Here is a 20,736-nt window from a genome sequence, read left to right on the forward strand (position 1 = left end):
AAAATCAAATACATCCGTCCCCTTTATCGAAAGGTTTCCCGAAGGCTTCACGCGGTTTGTACAACAAAGCAATGAAAACCTACCTGCGTAAGGGATGCGGAAGATGAGCCTGATTAAAATCGTTGATTTGATAGAGAATTCTGACTGCACGACAACGCCTTCTACTGGGTTGCCGAGCAATCTCGTCCCCGATGACTTGGCCGATTTTTATAAGCATTACAGCAGCGCTGTTTTCTATCCAAAGGCACAGTACAGCTTCACAATTCTGACGCCAGAGCTTGAACGTTCCGACTTTGTCGTTATGAACGAAGACTTGGACGACCCAGACTCAGCTAACTGGTACGCGCTCGTTAAATGTGAGGATCAAATAATTTCAATTGACCTGAAACCCCGCCCGCAATTTGGCTATTGCTACGACTCGTTCTGGGACAGTTACCCGACGGTCGATGAGAGCACGCTGATCGCAAAATCATTTACTGAGCTGGTTGAGAAAATCATTAAATCCGGAGGTAAAAGCTTGTTCTGGATACCAGGCCACTGAATCGCCCTGGGTTTCGTAGATACCTCCATGCCTTAAACCCTCGAAACCTGCGCGAAGTTACTCTGGAACAGCACGCCGCGCTTGATGAATTTAGACATTTAGGAACCAAATAATGACAGCTATAGAAATCATCAAGCAATTCGTCGAAGGGGCAATTTCGCCTAAAGCACTTGAAGAAATAATATACGCAGACCCGGCAGTCGAAGCATTGCTCAAAAGTGAGAACAGCCTCCCTGCTTATGTTACGGAGCCTGATCTCTACACCTACACAATCAGTCAGGACTATCAAAGCTTAGAATCTATCTACAACGTTCAGACACTTCTATCTACTGTTCTAACCAAGAAAAAAATCACCCACACGGTGGAAAAAAAGTACGAAAACCTATTCAATCTGACGCTAAAAGTTCAGCCAAAATGGCTGTCGCTACCATCGGACTATCTCTCCAAGCTGGTTGAAGAGCGAAAAAATCTCAGTTCTAAAGAGCTGCAGGCTTGGCTGAAGGAAAAAATAAAATTTGATTTTCGGTACCTGAAATTCCCACCGAAATGGCTTCAAAGTCCCGTATGGCCGATGGTGGATGGGAAGCCTATGGTTTTCCTGGGCCAGCTCGACATAAGCGAGCTTAGCCATGACAACGCTCAGGCTTACCTGTTTTTTGATGAAGGGAAACAGAGTTTCCATACCATCACCCAAGCTTGCTGAGCTATGTGACTGCACTGACCCCTGCTAAAGATTCGCTTGGCTAACAGAGCTCTGTAGCTAATTGATCAGACGCAGTTGCCCGAAGGGCGTTGGCTCAACCGCCTGTACTACGGCGGCGGCCAAACGCTACCGCTACGATGGTTTCGGTCGCATGATCGAAAAGCGCAGTGCAGCGCGTGGCGTACAGTATTTCGCCTATGACGCTGAGCATCGCCTGATCGAAGTGCGCAGCCAGAAGGACGGGCGCGAAACGGTCGTGACAATGACCTATGACCCGCTTGGCCGGCGCATCGCTAAAACCGAACATGACAGCAACGGCTACCCGCTGGGTGAGACCCGATTCGATTGGGAAGGTTTGCGACTGTTGCAGGAGCATCGGCATAGCCAGACCAGCCTCTACATTTATGAAGAAGACAGCTATGCGCCGCTGGCCCGAGTGGATGGCACGGGCGAGCATCAGAGCGTGCGCTACTACCACAACGACCTGAACGGGTTGCCCGAGCAACTAACCGAGGCCGATGGGCACAGCGTCTGGCAGGCGACTTATCGGGTGTGGGGCAACACGCTGGAGGAAGTGCGCGAGCCTTATTATATCGAGGAGCAAAACCTGCGGTTCCAAGGGCAGTACCTGGACCGGGAGACTGGGCTGCATTTCAATACGTTCAGGTTTTATGATCCGGATGTGGGGCGGTTTACGACGCCGGATCCGATTGGGTTAGACGGCGAATTCAACCTCTATCAATACGCACCCAACCCGATTGCATGGATAGATCCATGGGGATGGAAAACCTGCGGAGCAGCGAACGGAAACTCTAGGCAAAATAACAAGGTGAATCACGTCTACGTCATCCGCAACAAAACGACGGGGCAGGTTTACAAATACGGAATTAGTGGTGGGAAAGTCTCTAAGAAAGGGAAGTCTTACCGAGCAGAATCTCAGGTCCGCAGACTCAACAGGGGCCCCGGCACCGACAAGTACGAATCGGCCATCATTAGAAAAAATGTTACGCGGTCCAAGGCACTGAAAGTTGAACAAGGTAGAGTCAATGGCTACTCGGTAGCCGCTCAGAGGGCCGGTCAGGCACCTACGTTTCCAAAGGTTGGAATTAATCCAGTGGGCAACTCACTGCCAAACGCGACGAGATAGAGATTCTGATGAGCAAATATTTATCAACACTCGATATTGCCTTCCCTTCGGAGCGCCTACAGGCTCACAACATTCGAGAGGCAGCTGTACTCTACATTTATCTTCTTGCGACCAAGTGCAAAGTGCCAGCAGGGGGGATTTCCAAGGTAATTCTGCAACCAGCCCCTGTCGAAGAAGAGCAAACACTCTTGGATGTCTGCACCTACTTTTACCCGTTCAAGCACCTCGATAACCTGCCTATAGACGCTTCAGACCGTACCATCCGCCAGTCGTTAATCGAAGATATTAATGAAGCACTTTTGTCACTGGCGGCGCTAAAGGGCTGGGATAGCGATCCAATACACAAGCTCCACGCCGAGGTCATCAAGCGTGAGTATCAGTTTTCAGGTACTACGGGGCGGCCACTTAAAAACCCGTCAAAGACACTCAGCGCAACGGCTGCATGGCGCACAGATCAATACATCAACATAGGCGTGTTGGTGCAGGGCGCAAAAAAAACCTCTGAAACATTTTTTACAGCTACGCGGATCAGCATCTCACTGGGCCTCTTTGAATCATTACTAGGTGCGGTCGAATGGGTCAACGATCAAACTGTTCGACTATTCCAAGCAAATAAACGCGATTACTGGGAGATTGACACAACTGCGGGAACAGTCGCGTTCCACTTCCCCAGAGCCGAGGCAGGTGATGCCCATGGCCAATTCGACCTAGCAAAGATGTACGTTGATGGGTGGATAGTTGAACAGGATTTTGAACAGGCTAAAACGTGGTTGGAACGCTCCGCCGCTCAAGGTTTTTCGCGTGCAATCAAACTTTTACAAAGACTCAACGACGGCGATCAAAATCTCGCCGATCCAGTGATGAATAGCAAAAAATAAACTCAATAGCTGCAACGCCACCGGTCGCATCATCGCCAGCCAGGACAACGCTCAAGGCCAGCAGGAAACCTTCGCCTACGACGCCGCCGCCAACTTGCTGGACGGGCCGCCAGCCAGTGCAGGGCTGGTCGTGCATAACAAGCTGCTGACTTATCAGGACAAGCGCTACCGTTATGACGGTTTTGGTCGAATGATCGAAAAACGCAGCGCTGCGCGTGGTTTGCAACGCTTCGCCTACGACGCCGAGCACCGGCTGATCGAAGTGCGCAGCCAGAAGGACGGGCGCGAAACGGTCGTGACAATGACCTATGACCCGCTTGGCCGGCGCATCGCTAAAACCGAACATGACAGCAACGGCTACCCGCTGGGTGAAACCCGATTCGATTGGGAAGGTTTGCGACTGTTGCAGGAGCATCGGCGTAGCCAGACCAGCCTCTACATTTATGAAGAAGACAGCTATGCGCCGCTGGCCCGAGTGGATGGCACGGGCGAGCATCAGAGCGTGCGCTACTATCACAACGACCTGAACGGGTTGCCGGAGCAACTGACCGAAGCCGATGGGAAGACGGTGTGGCAGGCGTTGTATCGGGTGTGGGGGAATACGACTCAAGAGGTACGTGAAGCGTACTTTATTGAAGAACAGAATTTACGGTTTCAGGGGCAGTACCTGGATCGGGAAATTGGGCTGCACTACAACACGTTTCGGTTTTATGATCCGGATGTTGGGCGGTTTACGACGCCGGATCCGATTGGGTTGGCGGGTGGCTATAACCTTTACCAATACGCACCCAATACCTCCGGGTGGATCGATCCGCTTGGCCTGCTCAAAGAAGGCGAAGTGGCAGGTTACGGTGCAAAGGCCCACAAGAATGATGGACTGGAAGCACACGAGATTGTCCGCAATAAATTTCTGGAAGAAAAAGGTATCGCCAAAGGTCGGCGTTACAAAGGCAACCCGTCGATTGCCCTCTCTCCCGAGCATCACGACATGGTGCATGCCGAGGAGAATCGTTTGCGGCGCGCTCGTGGGATGGGACCCAATCAGATGCTTAAGCGCGGGAAGCTGGAGATTCGCCTCATGTCCCAAGCCATACACAACTCACTGGTCAAAACCGGCATCATCACGCAACAACAAGCCAGGACCGCGAGGCGCTCTGCCGCGTCATTCGCCAAACGAAAAGGTTGTTTCTAAAGGATCGCGGGCTATGGGTATCAATCAAATTATTCTCTCAGAGCAAGACCATAACCTTGGACAAATAGGCGGAGGTGCGTGGCTTACAGACCTTGATCTGTGGCCTAAAGACCCGCAAACCGGTCAGCTTATGCTGCCGGTGATTACGATGACCTCAACGTTCTTGGGCGTTCCATTCATACCCTCCGGGATGGCGCTTACGGTGTTCGTCTCCGTTGAGCGAGTTGACGAAACGTACACACGGTCATCTATACGCAAGTTGACTGTCCATCAACAAAGCGAGATGGAGAAACTTCAACTTGGCCATAGCAAAGTTCTGCTTCACGCACTAGCGACTTCCGAACTCACACCCGTTACGTTGGTTGATCCGATTCCGCGAACGTACATTGCCCAGCAGCCACTGACTTCCAAACAAATGGAGGAAGAACTGGAAGACTTGGACTGTGGCGCGGGTATCAGCAAGGCTCTCGGGCGCCCCGCGTGGTTGCAAGACCCTTTGTATGAAAGCCCTCGCTACTATTTTTTGGCTCAGCTAATCGACGCTGACATCGCGAAAATAAGTCCTAACCACGAAGGGATATTCGGTGGTGGTATCGGCTATATATTTGCCGATAATCGAGCGAAAAAGATGAAAGAGGGAGATGTGGGTGGCTATTTCCTCGTTCAATTTACTTGAGTACACAGCACATGAAACCATCAACAGCCCTCGGATGCTTCCTGTAGTCGTGTTCACTACGCTAGCAAAAAACGAGCACCGATCAAGGCTCGTTTACCGAAAGGCAAGATCATATTGTGCTCAATCCCAATCTTCAGTTAACGGGGCTGGCCCTAGCTTACGCCTGCGCCTAGCGTCCATCGGCTGGAACGTGATGCGGTTGGCCGGCTCGTCGCCAAGACCACCGACGATGGCCGCACCGACTACCACTACGACGCGGTGGACCAGCTCACGGCTGTCACCTTCACCGATTCGCAGGGCAATGCCCAAGCCCTGGGCTTTGCCTACGACGCACTCGGCCAACTGCTTTGCGAGCAGAGTTCGGCGGGCAACCTGCAACACCACTACGACGAACTCGGCAACCTGATCCAAACCCAACTGCCGGACGGCCGGTGGCTCAACCGCCTGTACTACGGCAGCGGCCATCTGCACCAGGTCAATCTGGACGGCCAGGTCATCAGCGACTTCGAGCGTGACCGCCTGCACCGCGAAGTGCTGCGCACCCAGGGCCAACTCAGCACCCGCAGCGAATACGACCGCAGCGGCCGCCTGCGTTCACGTCAGCGCCGTCACGCCAGTCAGTCAACCTTGCTGCCCGCTGCGGCGCAAAAACAGTTTGAATACGACCCCGCCGACAACCTGATCGGCAAACTCGACCAACAACCCGCCGCTCAACACCGCCAGTTGCTGCACTACGACGCCACCGGCCGCATCATAGCCAGCCAGAACAGCCTGCACGGCCAGCAGGAAACCTTCGCCTACGACGCCGCTGCCAACCTGCTGGATGGCCCGCAGGCGGGTGCCGGGTTGGTGGTGCATAACAAGCTGCTGACCTATCAGGACAAGCGTTATCGCTACGACGCGTTTGGACGGATGATTGAAAAGCGCAGCGCCAAGCGTGGGTTGCAACGTTTTGCCTACGATGCCGAAAGCCGACTGATCGAAGTGCGTAATGAAAACGGCAGCGTGGTCAGGATGACCTATGACCCGCTGGGTCGACGCATCGAGAAAACTGAGCACGGCAGTGATGGTTATCCGCTAGGCGAAACTCGATTTACCTGGGACGGACTGCGGTTGTTGCAGGAGCATAAACACAGCCAGACCAGCGTCTATGTTTACGATGATGACGGCTACGAACCCCTTGCCCGCGTCGACGGCATTGGTCCGTTGCAGAAGATTCGCTACTACCACAACGACCTGAACGGGTTGCCCGAGCAACTAACCGAGGCCGATGGGCACAGCGTCTGGCAGGCTACTTATCGGGTGTGGGGCAATACGGTTGAGGAAGTACGTGAGCCTTATTACATCGAAGAGCAGAACCTGCGGTTTCAGGGGCAGTATCTGGATCGGGAAATTGGCTGCACTACAACACGTTTCGGTTTTATGATCCGGATGTGGGGCGATTTACGACGCCGGATCCAATTGGGTTGCTGGGTGGTCTGAACCTCTACTTGTACGGTGCAAACCCTATTACATGGCTGGATCCACTAGGCTGGACCCCAACGCCCCTAAACAAACCTGGTTTCTATGTTTACGGGCTCTACGCTCCCAATGCTAAAACGCCTTACTACATCGGTCACACCGAACAGGATCCTGCGGCGCGTGAAAGTCAGCACGACAGGTCCACGCGGCTTGGAAAAGGAGAGCTGCGTGTGTTGAAAGGTCAGGACGGCAAGATGACTTACTCTCAAGCCAAAGGTTACGAACAGGCCTACCGAGAGAAATACAAAACGAAGGGCAAATTCCCCGGCAACGTCATCGAACCCATCAATAAAAGCCGCACTGATGCACGGGGCAAAAGTCACTATAAAAACTATAGGACTGCGGCCAAAGCGCTGGGCATCAAGCCGAGCAAAATCAAATCTTGTACCTAAAAGAGGCCGCTGTATGAAAACCCTCAAGGCACCTAAACCAGGTGATCTTTTCTACATCCCAGCCATCAATGCTTCAGATGAGCCTGGCTTTGTGATTGCACGCTATTTCGAGCTCATCCCTCCTGCGCTGGGACATCTGATTGAGGTTTTTGCAAAATTCCATACACAAATTCCTGCCTCCATCAGCGAGGTGGATACCTCAAAACGCTTGTTTCGACCGATTTTCTGCAGCATGCGTTTTTCAGATATCCCTCGCTGGAAGATTCTTTTCAGTGATCCGAGCTACAAAAAATCGTCCTCTGGTTATGACAGGATTCAATTCGCGTTTGAGTCGGAAATCTGGACCGGCGGCGTAAGCAAACCAGCATCTGAGCAGCAGTTGGAAAATGTTGAGCCCTCTGTTTGCTGGCGCATGCACCATATTATTTTCAGAGTGATTGCCCATCTGCGTGGAGCGCTAAATGAGAATGAGGCAATGGATTATGAGCGCATACCCCACGATTTGCGCGTAGATAGCGCAATCGCCTCAGAGCGAGTCAATAAGGCCATATTCAACGCTCAAGAACTATTTGACGCCCAATAAAATGGGCACCCGACCCAGTCGGCGTGCCCATTTTTCCTACCTCCCCGCCCCCTTCGAGACGGTAACGCCATTACGCGTTAACAGTGTCTTTCAGCGATTTGCCCGGCTTGAACGCAACAGTGTTGCTCGCCTTGATTTTCACCGGCTCACCGGTTTGCGGGTTTTTGCCGGTGCGGGCGCCGCGATGGCGCTGCAGGAAAGTGCCGAAGCCCACCAGGGTGACGCTGTCCTTGCGGTGCAGGGCGCCAGTGATTTCTTCGAGAATGGCGTTGAGTACGCGGTTGGCCTGTTCTTTGGTGAGATCCGCTTTTTCAGCGATGGCGGCTGCGAGTTCTGGTTTACGCATAAGTGAAGCCTCTTTGACGGTTTTTTGTTGTTATGTCCGTGCTGCTCATCGTTGGAGCAACGCCCAAAGCGCCGCAGGCTCTACTCTGCGGCAGACGGGAGTGAGGATGGCATGCCCTCGCACGCTCCGCCAGTCTCGCGGCGACCTTTCTAAGGTGAAAAACGTGCTTATTCCGACAGAACGACCGGTATTTACGCCAGCAAAGGCGGAAGTTCTTTGTTCAGGGCGAGTTTTTCCATCACGGCGGTGCCGGTCAATGCATACCCCAGCAGGCGACCGCTGGCGTCGCGGCACAGGGCCTTGATGTCGGCACCCTCGCCTTCAACGCTCCAAACGCCTTCGGTGCCCCGTGGTGGTGGTGAAACCACCAGCGGGCAGACCGGCGTCTTGACGGTCACTGGCATCGGGCCGTAGCTGACGGCCGTGGCATTGCCGGCCAAGGTCTGGGCCAGGGCGCGGGCGCAACTCATCAGCGGCATCACGTACAGCAGGTTCAGGCCGTCGACTTCGGCACAGTCGCCCAGGGCGTAGATGTTGGCGTGGGAGGTCTTGAGGTGGCGGTCCACCATGATCCCACGATTGGTCTGCAAGCCGGCGGCAGCGGCCAAGTCGACACGTGGGCGCAGGCCGATGGCCGAGACCACCAGGTCGCAGTGGATCACTTCACCGTCCGACAGGTGCGCCTCCACGCCGTCAGCGGTGCGCTGTAGGCGATTGAGCACCGGGCCCAGGTGGAAACGTGCGCCAAGGCCTTCCAGCCCGGCTTGCACCGCCGCGGCCGCTGCCGGGTGCAGCAGGGTCGGCATGACCTGTTCGCACGGCGCCACCAGGTCGATTTCATAACCGCCAAGGATCAGGTCATTGGCGAATTCACAGCCGATCAGGCCGGCGCCAAGCAGCAAAACGCGGCGTTTGCCGGCAGCGGCGGCACGGAAGCGTGCGTAGTCTTCGAGGTCGTTGATCGGGAAAATCAGTTCAGCCGCATCGCCTTCAACCGGTACGCGCACGGTTTCTGCGCCCCAGGCCAGGATCAGGTCGCGGTAGGGCACTGCTTCCTCGCCGATCCACAGACGCTTGTGGCCGGGGTCGATGCCGCTGACGCGGGTGTGGGTGCGCACGTCGGCCTTGAGTTGCTCGGCCATGGCGCCCGGTTCGGCCATGCTCAGGCCATCGGCTTCCTTGTTTTTGCCAAAGCCGGTGGAGAGCATGGGCTTGGAGTAGGAGCGCCCGTCATCCGCGGTGATCAGCAGCAATGGGGTCTCGCTGTCGAGCTTGCGAAACTCCCGGGCCACGTTGTAACCGGCCAATCCTGTGCCGATGATCACGACAGGTGCGTTCATTCCTTTCTCCTTGTAGTACGGTTCTTAAATTTGCAGATCAGCCGATTTCGATCATTTCGAAATCCATTTTGCCCACGCCGCAGTCCGGGCACAGCCAGTCTTCCGGGACGTCCTGCCACAGGGTGCCCGGAGCGATTCCGTCATCCGGCCAACCGTCTTTCTCGTCATAGATCAGGCCGCAGACTACACATTGCCACTTCTTCATTACTTGCTTCCTCAGGGTCCAGGCAGTTTGGCCGACGGTCGATGGATCCAGCGTTGCCGTACAGCTCAGGGCGTTTTGTACTGATCGGGGCCGGCAGATGCAAGCACGATCGACGCAAGGCACCGGTTCAGCGCGGCAAAAGTCCAAGGTGCCATGGTAAGCTCGCCGCCTCTTTTGCTGCCAATACTGACTCACCGTGCCGCACTCAATCGACCTTCCCGATGCTTGCCAATGGCTGACCCAGAGCCTTTTGATCCCTGCGCCCGCGCCCTTGACCCTCAACTGGCTGTTCAACGAAGACTCGCTCACCCGGCGGCTGACGTGTCTGTCGGACGACGGCTTCAGCGTGACGCCACTGTTCGAAGGCTGGCAGCCACTGCGCGATGATGAATGTGCTGCCCTGGCGCTGGCGCCGGCCAGTATCGGCTGGGTGCGTGAAGTGTATTTGCGTGGGAAGGGGCAGCCGTGGGTGTTCGCGCGCAGTGTGGCGGCGCGCAGTGCCTTGCAGGGCGACGGCTTGCACATGGATGAGTTGGGCAGCCGTTCACTGGGTGAATTGCTGTTTTGCGACCAGGCCTTCACCCGCCAGGCAATCGAGGTGTGCCATTACCCGCGGCAATGGTTGCCCACGGCGAACCAGGCCGACGGGCTGTGGGCACGCCGCTCACGCTTTGATCGCGGTGCGCTGAGCGTGCTGGTGGCGGAAATCTTTTTGCCGAGCTTTTGGCACGCGCTGCATGCCCATCCGGAGAACTGCTGATGTATCAACGCCTGCTCAAATCCCTGAACGGCCTGAACCCGAGGGCCTGGGATTTCATTCAGTTGACCCGGATGGACAAACCCATCGGCATCTACCTGCTGCTGTGGCCGACGCTGTGGGCGCTGTGGATTGCCGGCAAGGGTTCGCCGTCCTTTATCAACATCGTGATTTTCGTGTTGGGCGTGGTGCTGACCCGGGCCGGCGGCTGCGTGATCAATGATTGGGCCGACCGCAAGGTCGACGGCCATGTGAAGCGCACCGAACAGCGCCCGCTGGTGAGCGGCAAGATCAGTTCCAAGGAAGCGCTGGTGTTTTTTGCGGTGCTGATGGGCATCAGTTTCCTGCTGGTGCTGTTGACCAACGCCACCACCATCCTGCTGTCCCTCGGTGGTTTGGCATTGGCGGCGAGCTACCCGTTCATGAAGCGTTACACCTATTACCCTCAAGTGGTGCTGGGCGCGGCGTTTTCGTGGGGCATGCCGATGGCGTTTACCGCCGAGACCGGCAGCTTGCCCGCCGCTGCCTGGCTGCTGTACATCGCCAACCTGCTCTGGACGGTGGGCTATGACACTTATTACGCGATGACAGACCGTGACGACGACTTGAAGATCGGCGTGAAATCCACCGCCATTCTGTTCGGTGATGCCGATCGCGTGATTATCCTTACCCTACAGGGCCTGGCGTTGGTGTGCCTGTTGCTGGCCGGTACACGGTTTGAGTTGGGCGGCTGGTTCCAACTGGGGTTGCTGGCGGCGGCTGGATGTTTTGCCTGGGAGTTCTGGTACACCCGCGACAAGGATCGGATGAAGTGCTTCAAGGCGTTTTTGCACAACCACTGGGCAGGGTTGGCGATTTTTGTCGGAATTGTGGCGGACTACGCGGTTCGCTGAGGCCGTTTTTCGTGGTGATGGAGCTGACGCCTTCGACGTGCTCGCGAAGGCGTCAGCAGCACCGCGTGGTCAGGGCTTGATCACATGCCACGCCCCACCCTTGCCATCACCGGTCTTGTCACCGGCCTTTTTATCATCCTTGTAGGTGTAGACCGGCTTGCCGTCATAAGCCCACTGGCTGGTCTGGTCGTCGCGGGTGATCACGGTCCATTTGCCCATGGAAGTATCGGTGGACTCAGCCTTCAGCGGCGGCCAGTTGGTCGCGCACTGGTCCTTGCACACTGACTTGCCGTCGGCATCCTTGTCGAAGGTGTAGAGGGTCATGCCCTTGTGGTCGACCAGCATCCCATCTTTAGTCATCGCCGGCTCCGCCGCGAACGCCAGGGTCGGTAGCGTCAACGCGGCCGTTACCAGCAGGGCTTTCCAGGACATCGTGCTGTAAGTCATTGGAACCTTCCTATTTTGGTTGTCAGGATTCGGACCCACAGCGTAGTCCAGAGAGGCGAGAATTGCCCGAGCGACTAAATTACTGTCACACGACTGCAATAATTCCGTTATCTAATGCGGCGCAAGACAGTTAAATGACAAGAGGATTTTTGAGCATGGTTGGCAGGAGCATTCTGATTGTTGACGACGAAGCGCCCATCCGCGAGATGATCGCCGTTGCGTTGGAAATGGCCGGCTACGACTGCCTGGAGGCGGAGAACTCCCAGCAGGCCCATGCCATTATCGTCGACCGCAAGCCGGACTTGATCCTGTTGGACTGGATGCTGCCAGGCACCTCCGGCATCGAGTTGGCCCGCCGTCTCAAGCGTGACGAGCTGACCGGGGACATCCCGATCATCATGCTCACCGCCAAGGGCGAAGAGGACAACAAGATCCAGGGCCTGGAAGTCGGCGCGGATGACTACATCACCAAGCCGTTTTCCCCACGCGAACTGGTCGCTCGTCTGAAAGCCGTATTGCGCCGCGCCGGCCCAACCGATGGCGAAGCGCCGATTGAAGTCGGCGGCCTGTTGCTGGACCCGATCAGCCACCGCGTGACCATCGACGGTACGCCGGCCGAGATGGGCCCTACCGAATATCGCCTGCTGCAGTTTTTCATGACACACCAGGAGCGCGCCTACACCCGTGGCCAGTTGCTCGACCAAGTGTGGGGCGGCAACGTGTATGTGGAGGAGCGCACCGTGGATGTGCATATCCGCCGCCTGCGCAAAGCCTTGGGCGAGGCCTACGAGAATCTGGTACAAACCGTGCGCGGGACTGGCTATCGGTTTTCAACCAAAGGTTGAGCTACAAGCAATTAGCCACAAGCCGCAAGTTCAAAGCGGACTGCTGTAGCTGGGAGCTTGCAGCTTGAAACTTGAAACTGCTCCGAAGGACGCACCTTGAACCAAAACTGGCATGGCACCCTGATCCGCCACATGCTTTTGCTGATCACCGGCTGCTTGTTGGTGGGCCTGGTCAGTGGTTATTACGGCTGGAGCCTGGCCGTCGGCATCGCCTTGTACCTGGGCTGGACCCTCAAGCAATTGCTGCGCCTGCACGAATGGCTGCGCCAGCACAAACCCGACGAAGCACCACCCGATGGCTACGGTCTATGGGGCGAGGTGTTCGACAGCATCTACCACCTGCAACGCCGCGACCAACGGGTGCGCGGTCGCCTGCAGGCGGTGATCGACCGGGTGCAGGAATCCACCGCCGCGCTCAAAGACGCTGTGATCATGCTCGACAGCGACGGCAACCTGGAATGGTGGAACCGCGCGGCCGAAACCCTGCTGGGCCTCAAGACGCCCCAGGACAGCGGCCAGCCGGTAACCAACCTGGTGCGCCACCCGCGCTTCAAGGAGTACTTCGAACAGGAGAACTACGAAGAAGCCCTGGAAATCCCCTCGCCCACCAATGACCGCGTGCGCATCCAGCTGTACCTGACGCGCTACGGCAACAACGAACACCTGATGCTGGTACGCGACGTGACCCGCATTCATCAGTTGGAACAGATGCGCAAAGACTTCGTCGCCAACGTCTCCCACGAGCTGCGCACGCCTCTGACCGTGATCTGCGGTTACCTGGAGACGCTGGTGGACAACGTCGACGAGATCAACCCGCGCTGGAGCCGGGCCCTGCAGCAGATGCAGCAGCAAGGTTCGCGCATGCAGACACTGCTCAACGACCTGCTCTTGCTGGCTAAGCTTGAGGCAACTGACTACCCGTCGGATAACCATCCGGCGGCCGTGCAAAGCCTGTTGCAGACCATCAAGAACGACGCCCAGGCCCTCTCGGGTCAACGCGGGCAGCAGATCACCCTGGAAGCCGACCCGACCGTGCTGCTCAAAGGCAGCGAAGGTGAGTTGCGCAGTGCGTTTTCCAACCTGGTGTTCAACGCCGTGAAGTACACCCCGGACAAAGGCAATATCCGCATCCGCTGGTGGGCCGACGAACAGGGTGCACATTTGAGCGTGCAGGACTCCGGCATCGGCATCGACGCCAAGCACCTGCCGCGCCTGACTGAGCGTTTCTACCGCGTCGACTCCAGCCGCAACTCCAACACCGGCGGTACCGGGCTCGGCCTGGCGATCGTCAAGCATGTGCTCTTGCGTCACCGCGCCCGCCTGGAAATCAGCAGCGTGCTGGGGCATGGCAGCACGTTTACCTGCCATTTTCCGCCGGCGCAGATGACGCGTTCGCGGGTGGTTGGCATAGACGAGTAACTCGAAAACGACGCTCCCACAGGGACATGAGTTGTTTTGGAGAATGTATTCCTTGCCCCGCCCGGCAGTGAGCACTAGGCAAGCGCCCCGTCAGCCGCTACATTGGCCGACTTGGGCCTGCCCTTCAGGCTCACCTGCCACCCCTTATTGAACACGGAACCTGCAAAACCCCATCATGGACCCTTCCCCTGGTATCACCCTCGCTACGCTCTTCGCCGACTTCGGCATGATTCTTTTTGCACTGGTCCTGGTACTGCTCAACGGTTTCTTCGTTGCGGCGGAATTTGCCATGGTCAAACTGCGCTCGACTCGGGTCGAGGCCATCGCCCACACCAACGGCTGGCGCGGGCAGATCCTGCGCACCGTGCACAGCCAGCTCGACGCCTACTTGTCGGCCTGCCAGCTGGGTATCACCCTGGCCTCCCTGGGCCTGGGCTGGGTCGGTGAGCCGGCCTTCGCACACATCCTCGAGCCGCTCCTGGGCGCGATGGGCGTCGAGTCCCCGGAAGTCATCAAAGGCGTGTCGTTCTTTGCCGCCTTCTTCGTGATTTCTTACCTGCACATCGTGGTCGGCGAACTGGCGCCCAAGTCTTGGGCCATCCGCAAGCCCGAGCTGCTATCACTGTGGACGGCGGTGCCGCTGTACCTGTTCTACTGGGCCATGTACCCGGCGATTTACCTGCTCAACGCCAGCGCCAACGCCATCCTGCGCATCGCCGGCCAAGGCGAGCCTGGCCCGCACCACGAACACCACTACAGCCGCGAAGAACTCAAACTGATCCTGCACTCCAGCCGCGGCCAAGACCCAAGCGACCAAGGCATGCGCGTGCTGGCCTCGGCGGTGGAGATGGGCGAGCTAGAGGTGGTGGACTGGGCCAACTCCCGGGAAGACCTGGTGACCCTGGACTTCAACGCTCCGCTCAAGGAAATCCTGGCGCTGTTCCGTCGTCACAAATTCAGCCGTTACCCGGTGTATGACGCGGTGCGCAACGAGTTCGTGGGCCTGTTGCACATCAAGGATTTGCTGCTGGAGCTGGCCGCACTGGACCACATCCCCGAATCCTTCAACCTGGCCGAGCTGACCCGCCCGCTGGAGCGAGTGTCGCGGCATATGCCGTTGTCGCAGTTGCTGGAGCAGTTCCGCAAAGGCGGCGCGCACTTCGCCCTGGTGGAGGAAGCCGACGGCAACATCATCGGCTACCTCACCATGGAGGACGTGCTGGAAGTGCTGGTTGGCGATATCCAGGACGAACACCGTAAGGCCGAGCGCGGCATCCTGGCCTATCAACCGGGCAAGCTGCTGGTGCGCGGCGATACACCGCTGTTCAAGGTCGAGCGCCTGCTGGGTGTCGACCTGGACCACATCGAAGCCGAAACCCTGGCCGGGCTGATCTACGACACCCTCAAGCGGGTGCCGGAAGAGGAAGAAGTGCTGGAGGTGGAAGGCTTGCGCATCATCATCAAGAAGATGAAAGGGCCGAAGATCGTGTTAGCCAAGGTGCTGCTGCTGGATTGAACCCTCAATTGCCCAACGCGAAGTTGGGCAATGCACCCACTGGCTGGTTGAACTCATACGGGATCGACACCAGCCCCGCCTCGCTGGCGCGCTGCACCACAAAATGCAAATGCGGCCCGCTGCTGTTGCCGGTGTTACCGGACAACGCCAGCGGGCTTCCCACCGCTACACGCTGCCCTGCCCTGACACTCACCGAACCGTGCTTGAGGTGCAGGTACACGCCCTCGGTGCCGTCATCGTGACGCACCCGCACGAAATTGCCTGAGGCATCACTGCCACGCCCCTCCTGCTCATTTTCGGTCTTCACCACCACACCGCTGCGCGCCGCAATGATCGGCGTGCCTTCCGGCATGGCGATGTCCATGGCGTAGCGGCTCTTGGCGTCGGTATGGCTGAAGCTGCCGTTGGGACCTTGGCTCAGCTGGAACGGGCCGCCGCGCCAGGGCAAGGGATAGCGGTAGGCTTGTTGTGAATAACGCGATTGAGGCACCAGGAGCATCGGCGGTTTCACGCGTTCGACCCGACGCTCCTGGATCACAAATGCCTGGGCGCCAGGGGTTGGCCGGTCACTGAAAAACACCTCGCCATTGGCATCGATGGACTTGAAGAGGGTCATGGCCTGGGTCGAAGTGACGACCGCAGCCAGCCCGCAGCATAGTAGTAAGCGCATGAGCATGGCGTGAACCTGCCGGAATGACTGACCGGCAGGCTAACAACGGATCGTTACAGTCTGTAGCGAGCGGGCTTGTCGGGTCGCCGCATCGTCCGCTCACTACAAATCACGCACCCGGCACAAAATGCTTCTGCGCCGTACCACGTGCAATCAGGCGGGAGATGTAGTCGAGTTTCTGCGCGTCCTGGTCGATAAACCGGAAGGTCAGTTGCAGCCAGTCGCTGTCGGGCTTGGGTTCGAAGGCGACGATGGCATGCAGGTAGCCGTTGAGGCGCGCCACTTCAGCGCTGTCGCCTTGTTCAAGGTCGAGCACGGCGCTTTCCAGTACCTGAGGCAGGACTTCGCCGCGACGGACCACCAACAGCGCTTCCTTAATGCTCAACGCCTTGATCACGCATTGCTGGGTGCCACTGGACAGGCGCAACTGACCTTGACCACGACCGCCGGCCGCGGCCGGCGCTTGAGCCGGCGGACTGTTGGGCAGGCCACGGCTCGGCGCAGGAGCAGCAGCCACTGGCGCCGACTTGACCGCTTCGGGTTTGCCACCGGTCAGTGCGCTCAGGGAGTCGTTGCCGAAGGCTGAGTTCATCTTGGTGGGTGCGCTGGCGACCAGGGCGTCAAGGCGGCCGACCTTGTGCAGCGCCTGCTTGACCTTGCTCAGCAACTGTTCGTTGGTGAACGGCTTGCTGACGTAACCGGAAACCCCGGCCTGGATGGCCTGGACCACGTTTTCCTTGTCGCCACGGCTGGTCACCATCACGAATGGCATGGCCTTGAGGTGAGGTTGCTCACGGCACCAGGTCAACAGCTCAAGCCCGGACATCTCCGGCATTTCCCAGTCGCACAGCACCAGGTCGAAGGATTCGCGCATCAGGATGGCCTGGGCCTTTTTACCGTTCACCGCGTCTTCAAGCTTGATCCCGGGAAAGTAGTTGCGCAGGCACTTCTTCACCAGGTCGCGGATAAACGAGGCGTCATCCACCACCAATACACTGACTTTACTCATCGACCCTTCATCCTATAAAAACTTCGGCACGCAAGACGCCTGACTGATGGCATTTTGCCAAAACTCTGCAGTCACGTTCGGACTATCTTTCATCCGAGACGTAATAAATTCAGCTGCCGCAAACGAAAACGCCCGACCAAAGGCCGGGCGTTAATTTCTCGGGCAACCTTACTTATCGTCAGTTACGCCCGGAACATTAGGGATTTGATCGACTGAACCTTCAACTTCGGCCTTCATACGCTTAAGGCCCATGTGCCGTACGTCGGTACCGCGCACCAGGTAGATCACCAATTCCGAGATATTGCGCGCGTGGTCGCCGATGCGCTCCAGGGAGCGCAGTACCCAGATAATGCTCAAGACCCGCGAGATAGAGCGCGGATCTTCCATCATGTAGGTCGCCAGCTCGCGAAGCGCGGTCTTGTATTCGCGGTCAATGACCTTGTCGTACTGGGCCACCGACAGGGCCAGGTCGGCGTCGAAGCGCGCAAACGCGTCGAGTGCATCACGCACCATGTTGCGCACTTGGTCGCCGATATGACGCACTTCCACATAACCGCGCGGTGCTTCGCCTTCTTCGCACAGCTGGATGGCACGGCGGGCGATCTTGGTGGCTTCGTCGCCGATGCGCTCCAGGTCGATCACCGACTTGGAGATGCTGATGATCAAACGCAAGTCGGAGGCCGCCGGCTGGCGACGGGCGAGAATGCGCAGGCATTCCTCGTCGATGTTGCGTTCCATCTGGTTGATCTGGTCATCGATCTCACGCACTTGCTGGGCCAAGCCCGAGTCGGCCTCGATCAGCGCAGTAACGGCGTCGTTGACTTGCTTCTCCACCAACCCGCCCATCGCCAGGAGGTGGCTGCGCACTTCCTCAAGCTCGGCGTTGAACTGCGCGGAGATATGGTGGGTGAGGCCTTCTTTGCTAATCATGCGTTTGCTCCGCAAAAGCTGTAAGCCGCAAGCTACAAGCTGCAAGCTGATGTGTGTCGTTGATCAAACTGCTTTTACTTGCCGCTTGAAACGTGCGGCTTGCAGCTGCTCGAACTAGCCGTAGCGACCGGTGATGTAGTCTTCGGTCTGCTTCTTCGCCGGATTGGTGAACAGAGTATCGGTATCGCCGAATTCCACCAGCTTGCCCATGTACATGAACGCGGTGTAGTCGGAAACCCGCGCCGCCTGTTGCATGTTGTGGGTCACGATGACGATGGTGAACTTGGACTTGAGCTCGTAGATCAGCTCTTCAACCTTCAGCGTCGAAATCGGATCGAGTGCCGAGCAAGGTTCGTCGAGCAGCAGCACTTCCGGTTCCACCGCGATGGTGCGCGCGATCACCAAACGTTGCTGCTGGCCGCCGGACAAGCCGAGTGCCGACTCGTGCAGGCGGTCTTTGACCTCGTCCCACAGCGCCGCGCCCTTGAGTGCCCACTCAACCGCTTCGTCGAGAATGCGCTTCTTGTTGATGCCCTGGATGCGCAGGCCGTAGACCACGTTTTCGTAGATGGTCTTGGGGAACGGGTTGGGCTTCTGGAACACCATGCCCACGCGGCGGCGCAGCTCGGCCACGTCTTCGCCCTTGCGGTAGATGTTGGTGCCGTAGAGGTTGATGGCACCTTCCACGCGGCAACCGTCGACCAGGTCGTTCATGCGGTTGAAAGTGCGCAGCAGCGTCGACTTGCCGCAGCCCGACGGGCCGATGAAGGCGGTCACACGCTGCTTGGGGATGTTCATGCTGACGTCGAACAGCGCCTGCTTTTCACCGTAGTACAGGCTCAGGCCCGGCACTTCGATGGCCACGGTTTCCTGCGCCAGGCTCAGGCTCTGCTTGTCGCGACCCAGGGCAGACATGTTGATGCCGTGGGAATGGGTGTCTTGTTGCATGGTCTCACTCCGTTCGTAGCTGCACGCTTTTAGCTGCAAGCTGCAAGATTTGAGCAAAAGCGGCTTGCAGCTTGCAGCTTGCCGCTTGTGGCGAATGGCTTTAGCTGTCCAACGCTTTGTATTTTTCGCGCAGGTGGTTACGGATCCACACCGCCGACAAGTTGAGCGTGGCGATCACCAGCACCAGCAGCAAGGCGGTGGCGTACACCAGTGGCCGTGCCGCCTCGACGTTAGGGCTCTGGAAGCCGACGTCATAGATATGGAAGCCCAGGTGCATGATCTTCTGGTCCAGGTGCAAGTACGGATAGTTGCCGTCCAGCGGCAGCGACGGGGCCAGCTTCACTACACCTACCAGCATCAGCGGCGCCACTTCACCGGCGGCGCGGGCCACGGCGAGGATCATGCCGGTCATCATCGCCGGGCTGGCCATCGGCAGTACGATCTTCCACAGCGTCTCCGCCTTGGTCGCGCCGAGTGCCAAGGAACCTTCACGTACAGTGCGAGGAATCCGCGCCAGGCCTTCTTCAGTGGCCACGATCACCACCGGCACCGCCAGCAGCGCAAGGGTCAACGAAGCCCAAAGCAGGCCCGGCGTACCGAAGGTCGGCGCCGGCAGGGCTTCGGCGAAGAACAGGCGGTCAACCGAGCCACCCAATACATACACGAAGAAGCCCAGGCCGAATACGCCGTAGACGATGGCCGGTACGCCGGCCAGGTTGTTCACGGCAATACGGATGATGCGCGTCAAGGTGTTCTGCTTGGCGTATTCACGCAGGTACACCGCCGCCAGCACGCCGAACGGCGTCACGATCATCGCCATGATCAGGGTCATCATCACGGTGCCGAAGATGGCCGGGAAGATCCCGCCTTCGGTGTTGGCTTCCCGTGGGTCATCGCTGAGGAATTCCCAGACCTTGGTGAAGTAGAAGCCGATCTTGGTAACAGTGCCCATGGCATTCGGCTGATAGGCGTGCACCACCTTACCGATACCGATTTCGACTTCCTTGCCGCTGCCGTCACGGGCGGTCAGCGAGTCGCGGTTGAACTGGGCATGCAGGTCGGCCAAGCGTGCCTCGATGTCCTGGTAACGGGCGTTCAGTTCCGCGCGGTCAGCGTCCATGTCGGCTTGGGCGGCGGCGTCGAGCTTACCTTCCAGCTCGAGTTTGCGACCGTGCAGGCGGATGCGTTCAAGGCCGGCATTGATCGCGCCTATGTCGGACTTCTCCAGGGTCTTGAGCTGGGCAGCCAGCTTGTTGACGCGGTCGACCCGGGCCTGCAGCTCTGGCCACGCAGCTTCGCCTTCGGCGATGACCTTGCCATCCTGTTTGACGTTGACCAGCGTGCCGTAGAAGTTGCCCCACTCACGCCGCTCAATGGTCATCAGGTTCGCAGGCGTGGTCTGGTCCTTGAGCCACTCGCCGACGATCCAGGTGAAGTCGTTGCCGTTCAGGTCGCGGTTGCCGACCTTGATCAGCTCGCGGGTCATGAATTCCGGGCCTTGGTTCGGCACGGGCAGGCCAGCGCTTTTCAGGCGCTCACGCGGTACTTCTTCTTTCTGCACCACTTCGCCGATGACGATGTGATTGGCCTGGCCCGGTACCGTGTAGTTGGCCTGGATCAGGTCGGCTGGCCAGAAGTGGCCCAAACCACGCACCGCAATCACAGCCAGCAAACCAATGGTCATGATGACCGCGATGGACACCGCGCCACCGCTGATCCAGACGCCAGGGGCGCCGCTCTTGAACCATCCATTCAGGGAGTTCTGTTTCACAGACTTC

General features: G+C 57.8%; 19 protein-coding genes and 3 pseudogenes. 13 read left to right on the forward strand and 9 right to left on the reverse strand.

The genetic code is table 11. The features are described from left to right. Window positions 1-103: 103 nt before the first annotated feature. The 8 genes and pseudogenes from AACY36_RS12625 (at window position 104) to AACY36_RS12660 (ending at window position 7,633) form a co-directional block, all read left to right on the forward strand. Window positions 104-541, forward strand: coding sequence for a hypothetical protein (locus AACY36_RS12625; RefSeq protein ID WP_339497196.1), 438 nt, complete (start codon window positions 104-106; stop codon window positions 539-541). Window positions 542-653: 112 nt separating this feature from the next. Beyond that, complete coding sequence (locus tag AACY36_RS12630) at window positions 654-1,244, forward strand: hypothetical protein (RefSeq protein WP_339415058.1); 591 nt, start codon at window positions 654-656, stop codon at window positions 1,242-1,244. Window positions 1,245-1,365: 121 nt separating this feature from the next. Then, window positions 1,366-2,391 (forward strand): annotated as a pseudogene (locus AACY36_RS12635) (RHS repeat-associated core domain-containing protein); the annotation flags it as partial. Between the two features lie 8 nt (window positions 2,392-2,399). Then, window positions 2,400-3,269 (forward strand): tetratricopeptide repeat protein, encoded by an 870-nt coding sequence (locus AACY36_RS12640; RefSeq protein ID WP_339436637.1) that lies wholly within the window; start codon window positions 2,400-2,402, stop codon window positions 3,267-3,269. A gap of 13 nt (window positions 3,270-3,282) precedes the next feature. Beyond that, window positions 3,283-4,092 (forward strand): annotated as a pseudogene (locus AACY36_RS12645) (RHS repeat-associated core domain-containing protein); the annotation flags it as partial. A gap of 382 nt (window positions 4,093-4,474) precedes the next feature. Continuing rightward, window positions 4,475-5,137, forward strand: a complete 663-nt coding sequence (locus AACY36_RS12650; protein ID WP_093542693.1) for a hypothetical protein — start codon at window positions 4,475-4,477, stop codon at window positions 5,135-5,137. Window positions 5,138-5,299: 162 nt separating this feature from the next. Further along, window positions 5,300-7,050 (forward strand): annotated as a pseudogene (locus tag AACY36_RS12655) (RHS repeat-associated core domain-containing protein); the annotation flags it as partial. 13 nt (window positions 7,051-7,063) lie between these two features. Beyond that, entirely contained in the window at window positions 7,064-7,633 is a 570-nt protein-coding gene (locus AACY36_RS12660; protein ID WP_339497198.1) for a hypothetical protein, read from the forward strand. Between the two features lie 70 nt (window positions 7,634-7,703). Here AACY36_RS12660 and AACY36_RS12665 read toward each other — a convergent pair whose 3' ends face one another. From AACY36_RS12665 to AACY36_RS12675, 3 genes are all read right to left on the reverse strand, one after another. After that, window positions 7,704-7,979, reverse strand: coding sequence for an HU family DNA-binding protein (locus AACY36_RS12665; RefSeq protein WP_094064412.1), 276 nt, complete (start codon window positions 7,977-7,979; stop codon window positions 7,704-7,706). 191 nt (window positions 7,980-8,170) lie between these two features. Beyond that, complete coding sequence (locus tag AACY36_RS12670) at window positions 8,171-9,319, reverse strand: NAD(P)/FAD-dependent oxidoreductase (protein ID WP_339418682.1); 1,149 nt, start codon at window positions 9,317-9,319, stop codon at window positions 8,171-8,173. A gap of 37 nt (window positions 9,320-9,356) precedes the next feature. After that, window positions 9,357-9,524, reverse strand: coding sequence for a rubredoxin (locus tag AACY36_RS12675; protein ID WP_003213373.1), 168 nt, complete (start codon window positions 9,522-9,524; stop codon window positions 9,357-9,359). Between the two features lie 196 nt (window positions 9,525-9,720). Here AACY36_RS12675 and AACY36_RS12680 point away from each other — a divergent pair, with 196 nt between their 5' ends. Then, on the forward strand, window positions 9,721-10,284 hold the full coding sequence (locus tag AACY36_RS12680; RefSeq protein ID WP_339497200.1) for a chorismate--pyruvate lyase family protein: 564 nt from the start codon (window positions 9,721-9,723) through the stop codon (window positions 10,282-10,284). After that, window positions 10,284-11,174, forward strand: a complete 891-nt coding sequence (gene ubiA, locus AACY36_RS12685; protein WP_339418679.1) for a 4-hydroxybenzoate octaprenyltransferase — start codon at window positions 10,284-10,286, stop codon at window positions 11,172-11,174. The genes AACY36_RS12680 and ubiA overlap by 1 nt, the downstream gene beginning before the upstream one ends. 69 nt (window positions 11,175-11,243) lie before the next feature. Here the strand turns inward: ubiA and AACY36_RS12690 are convergent, their stop codons facing one another. Then, the gene (locus AACY36_RS12690; RefSeq protein WP_339418678.1) at window positions 11,244-11,621 is read right to left on the reverse strand and encodes a COG4315 family predicted lipoprotein; all 378 of its coding nucleotides are present in this window, start codon (window positions 11,619-11,621) and stop codon (window positions 11,244-11,246) included. 155 nt (window positions 11,622-11,776) lie between these two features. Between AACY36_RS12690 and phoB the strand changes: the two genes are divergently transcribed. The 3 genes from phoB (at window position 11,777) to AACY36_RS12705 (ending at window position 15,401) form a co-directional block, all read left to right on the forward strand. Beyond that, window positions 11,777-12,466, forward strand: a complete 690-nt coding sequence (phoB, locus tag AACY36_RS12695) for a phosphate regulon transcriptional regulator PhoB (protein ID WP_010207570.1) — start codon at window positions 11,777-11,779, stop codon at window positions 12,464-12,466. A gap of 132 nt (window positions 12,467-12,598) precedes the next feature. Then, window positions 12,599-13,885, forward strand: coding sequence for a phosphate regulon sensor histidine kinase PhoR (phoR, locus tag AACY36_RS12700; RefSeq protein WP_339418690.1), 1,287 nt, complete (start codon window positions 12,599-12,601; stop codon window positions 13,883-13,885). 175 nt (window positions 13,886-14,060) lie between these two features. Continuing rightward, complete coding sequence (locus AACY36_RS12705) at window positions 14,061-15,401, forward strand: hemolysin family protein (protein ID WP_065875510.1); 1,341 nt, start codon at window positions 14,061-14,063, stop codon at window positions 15,399-15,401. Between the two features lie 4 nt (window positions 15,402-15,405). Here AACY36_RS12705 and AACY36_RS12710 read toward each other — a convergent pair whose 3' ends face one another. The 5 genes from AACY36_RS12710 to pstA all read right to left on the reverse strand — a co-directional run bounded on the left by AACY36_RS12710 (window position 15,406) and on the right by pstA (window position 20,729). Then, window positions 15,406-16,077: a M23 family metallopeptidase gene (locus AACY36_RS12710; protein WP_339427699.1), complete on the reverse strand. Its 672-nt coding sequence runs from the start codon at window positions 16,075-16,077 to the stop codon at window positions 15,406-15,408. Between the two features lie 103 nt (window positions 16,078-16,180). Next, window positions 16,181-17,080, reverse strand: a complete 900-nt coding sequence (locus tag AACY36_RS12715; RefSeq protein WP_339418675.1) for a response regulator — start codon at window positions 17,078-17,080, stop codon at window positions 16,181-16,183. Window positions 17,081-17,248: 168 nt separating this feature from the next. Beyond that, entirely contained in the window at window positions 17,249-18,010 is a 762-nt protein-coding gene (gene phoU / locus AACY36_RS12720) for a phosphate signaling complex protein PhoU (protein WP_049710891.1), read from the reverse strand. A gap of 114 nt (window positions 18,011-18,124) precedes the next feature. Beyond that, entirely contained in the window at window positions 18,125-18,958 is an 834-nt protein-coding gene (gene pstB / locus AACY36_RS12725) for a phosphate ABC transporter ATP-binding protein PstB (RefSeq protein ID WP_049710890.1), read from the reverse strand. A gap of 100 nt (window positions 18,959-19,058) precedes the next feature. Continuing rightward, window positions 19,059-20,729 carry a phosphate ABC transporter permease PstA gene (gene pstA / locus AACY36_RS12730; protein WP_339418670.1) on the reverse strand — a complete coding sequence of 557 codons (1,671 nt, stop codon included), beginning with the start codon at window positions 20,727-20,729 and terminating at the stop codon, window positions 19,059-19,061. Window positions 20,730-20,736 lie beyond the last annotated feature (7 nt).

It is taken from the genome of Pseudomonas sp. EA_15y_Pfl1_P101 (assembly GCF_963970835.1).
GTDB classification, from domain to species: domain Bacteria; phylum Pseudomonadota; class Gammaproteobacteria; order Pseudomonadales; family Pseudomonadaceae; genus Aquipseudomonas; species Aquipseudomonas tritici.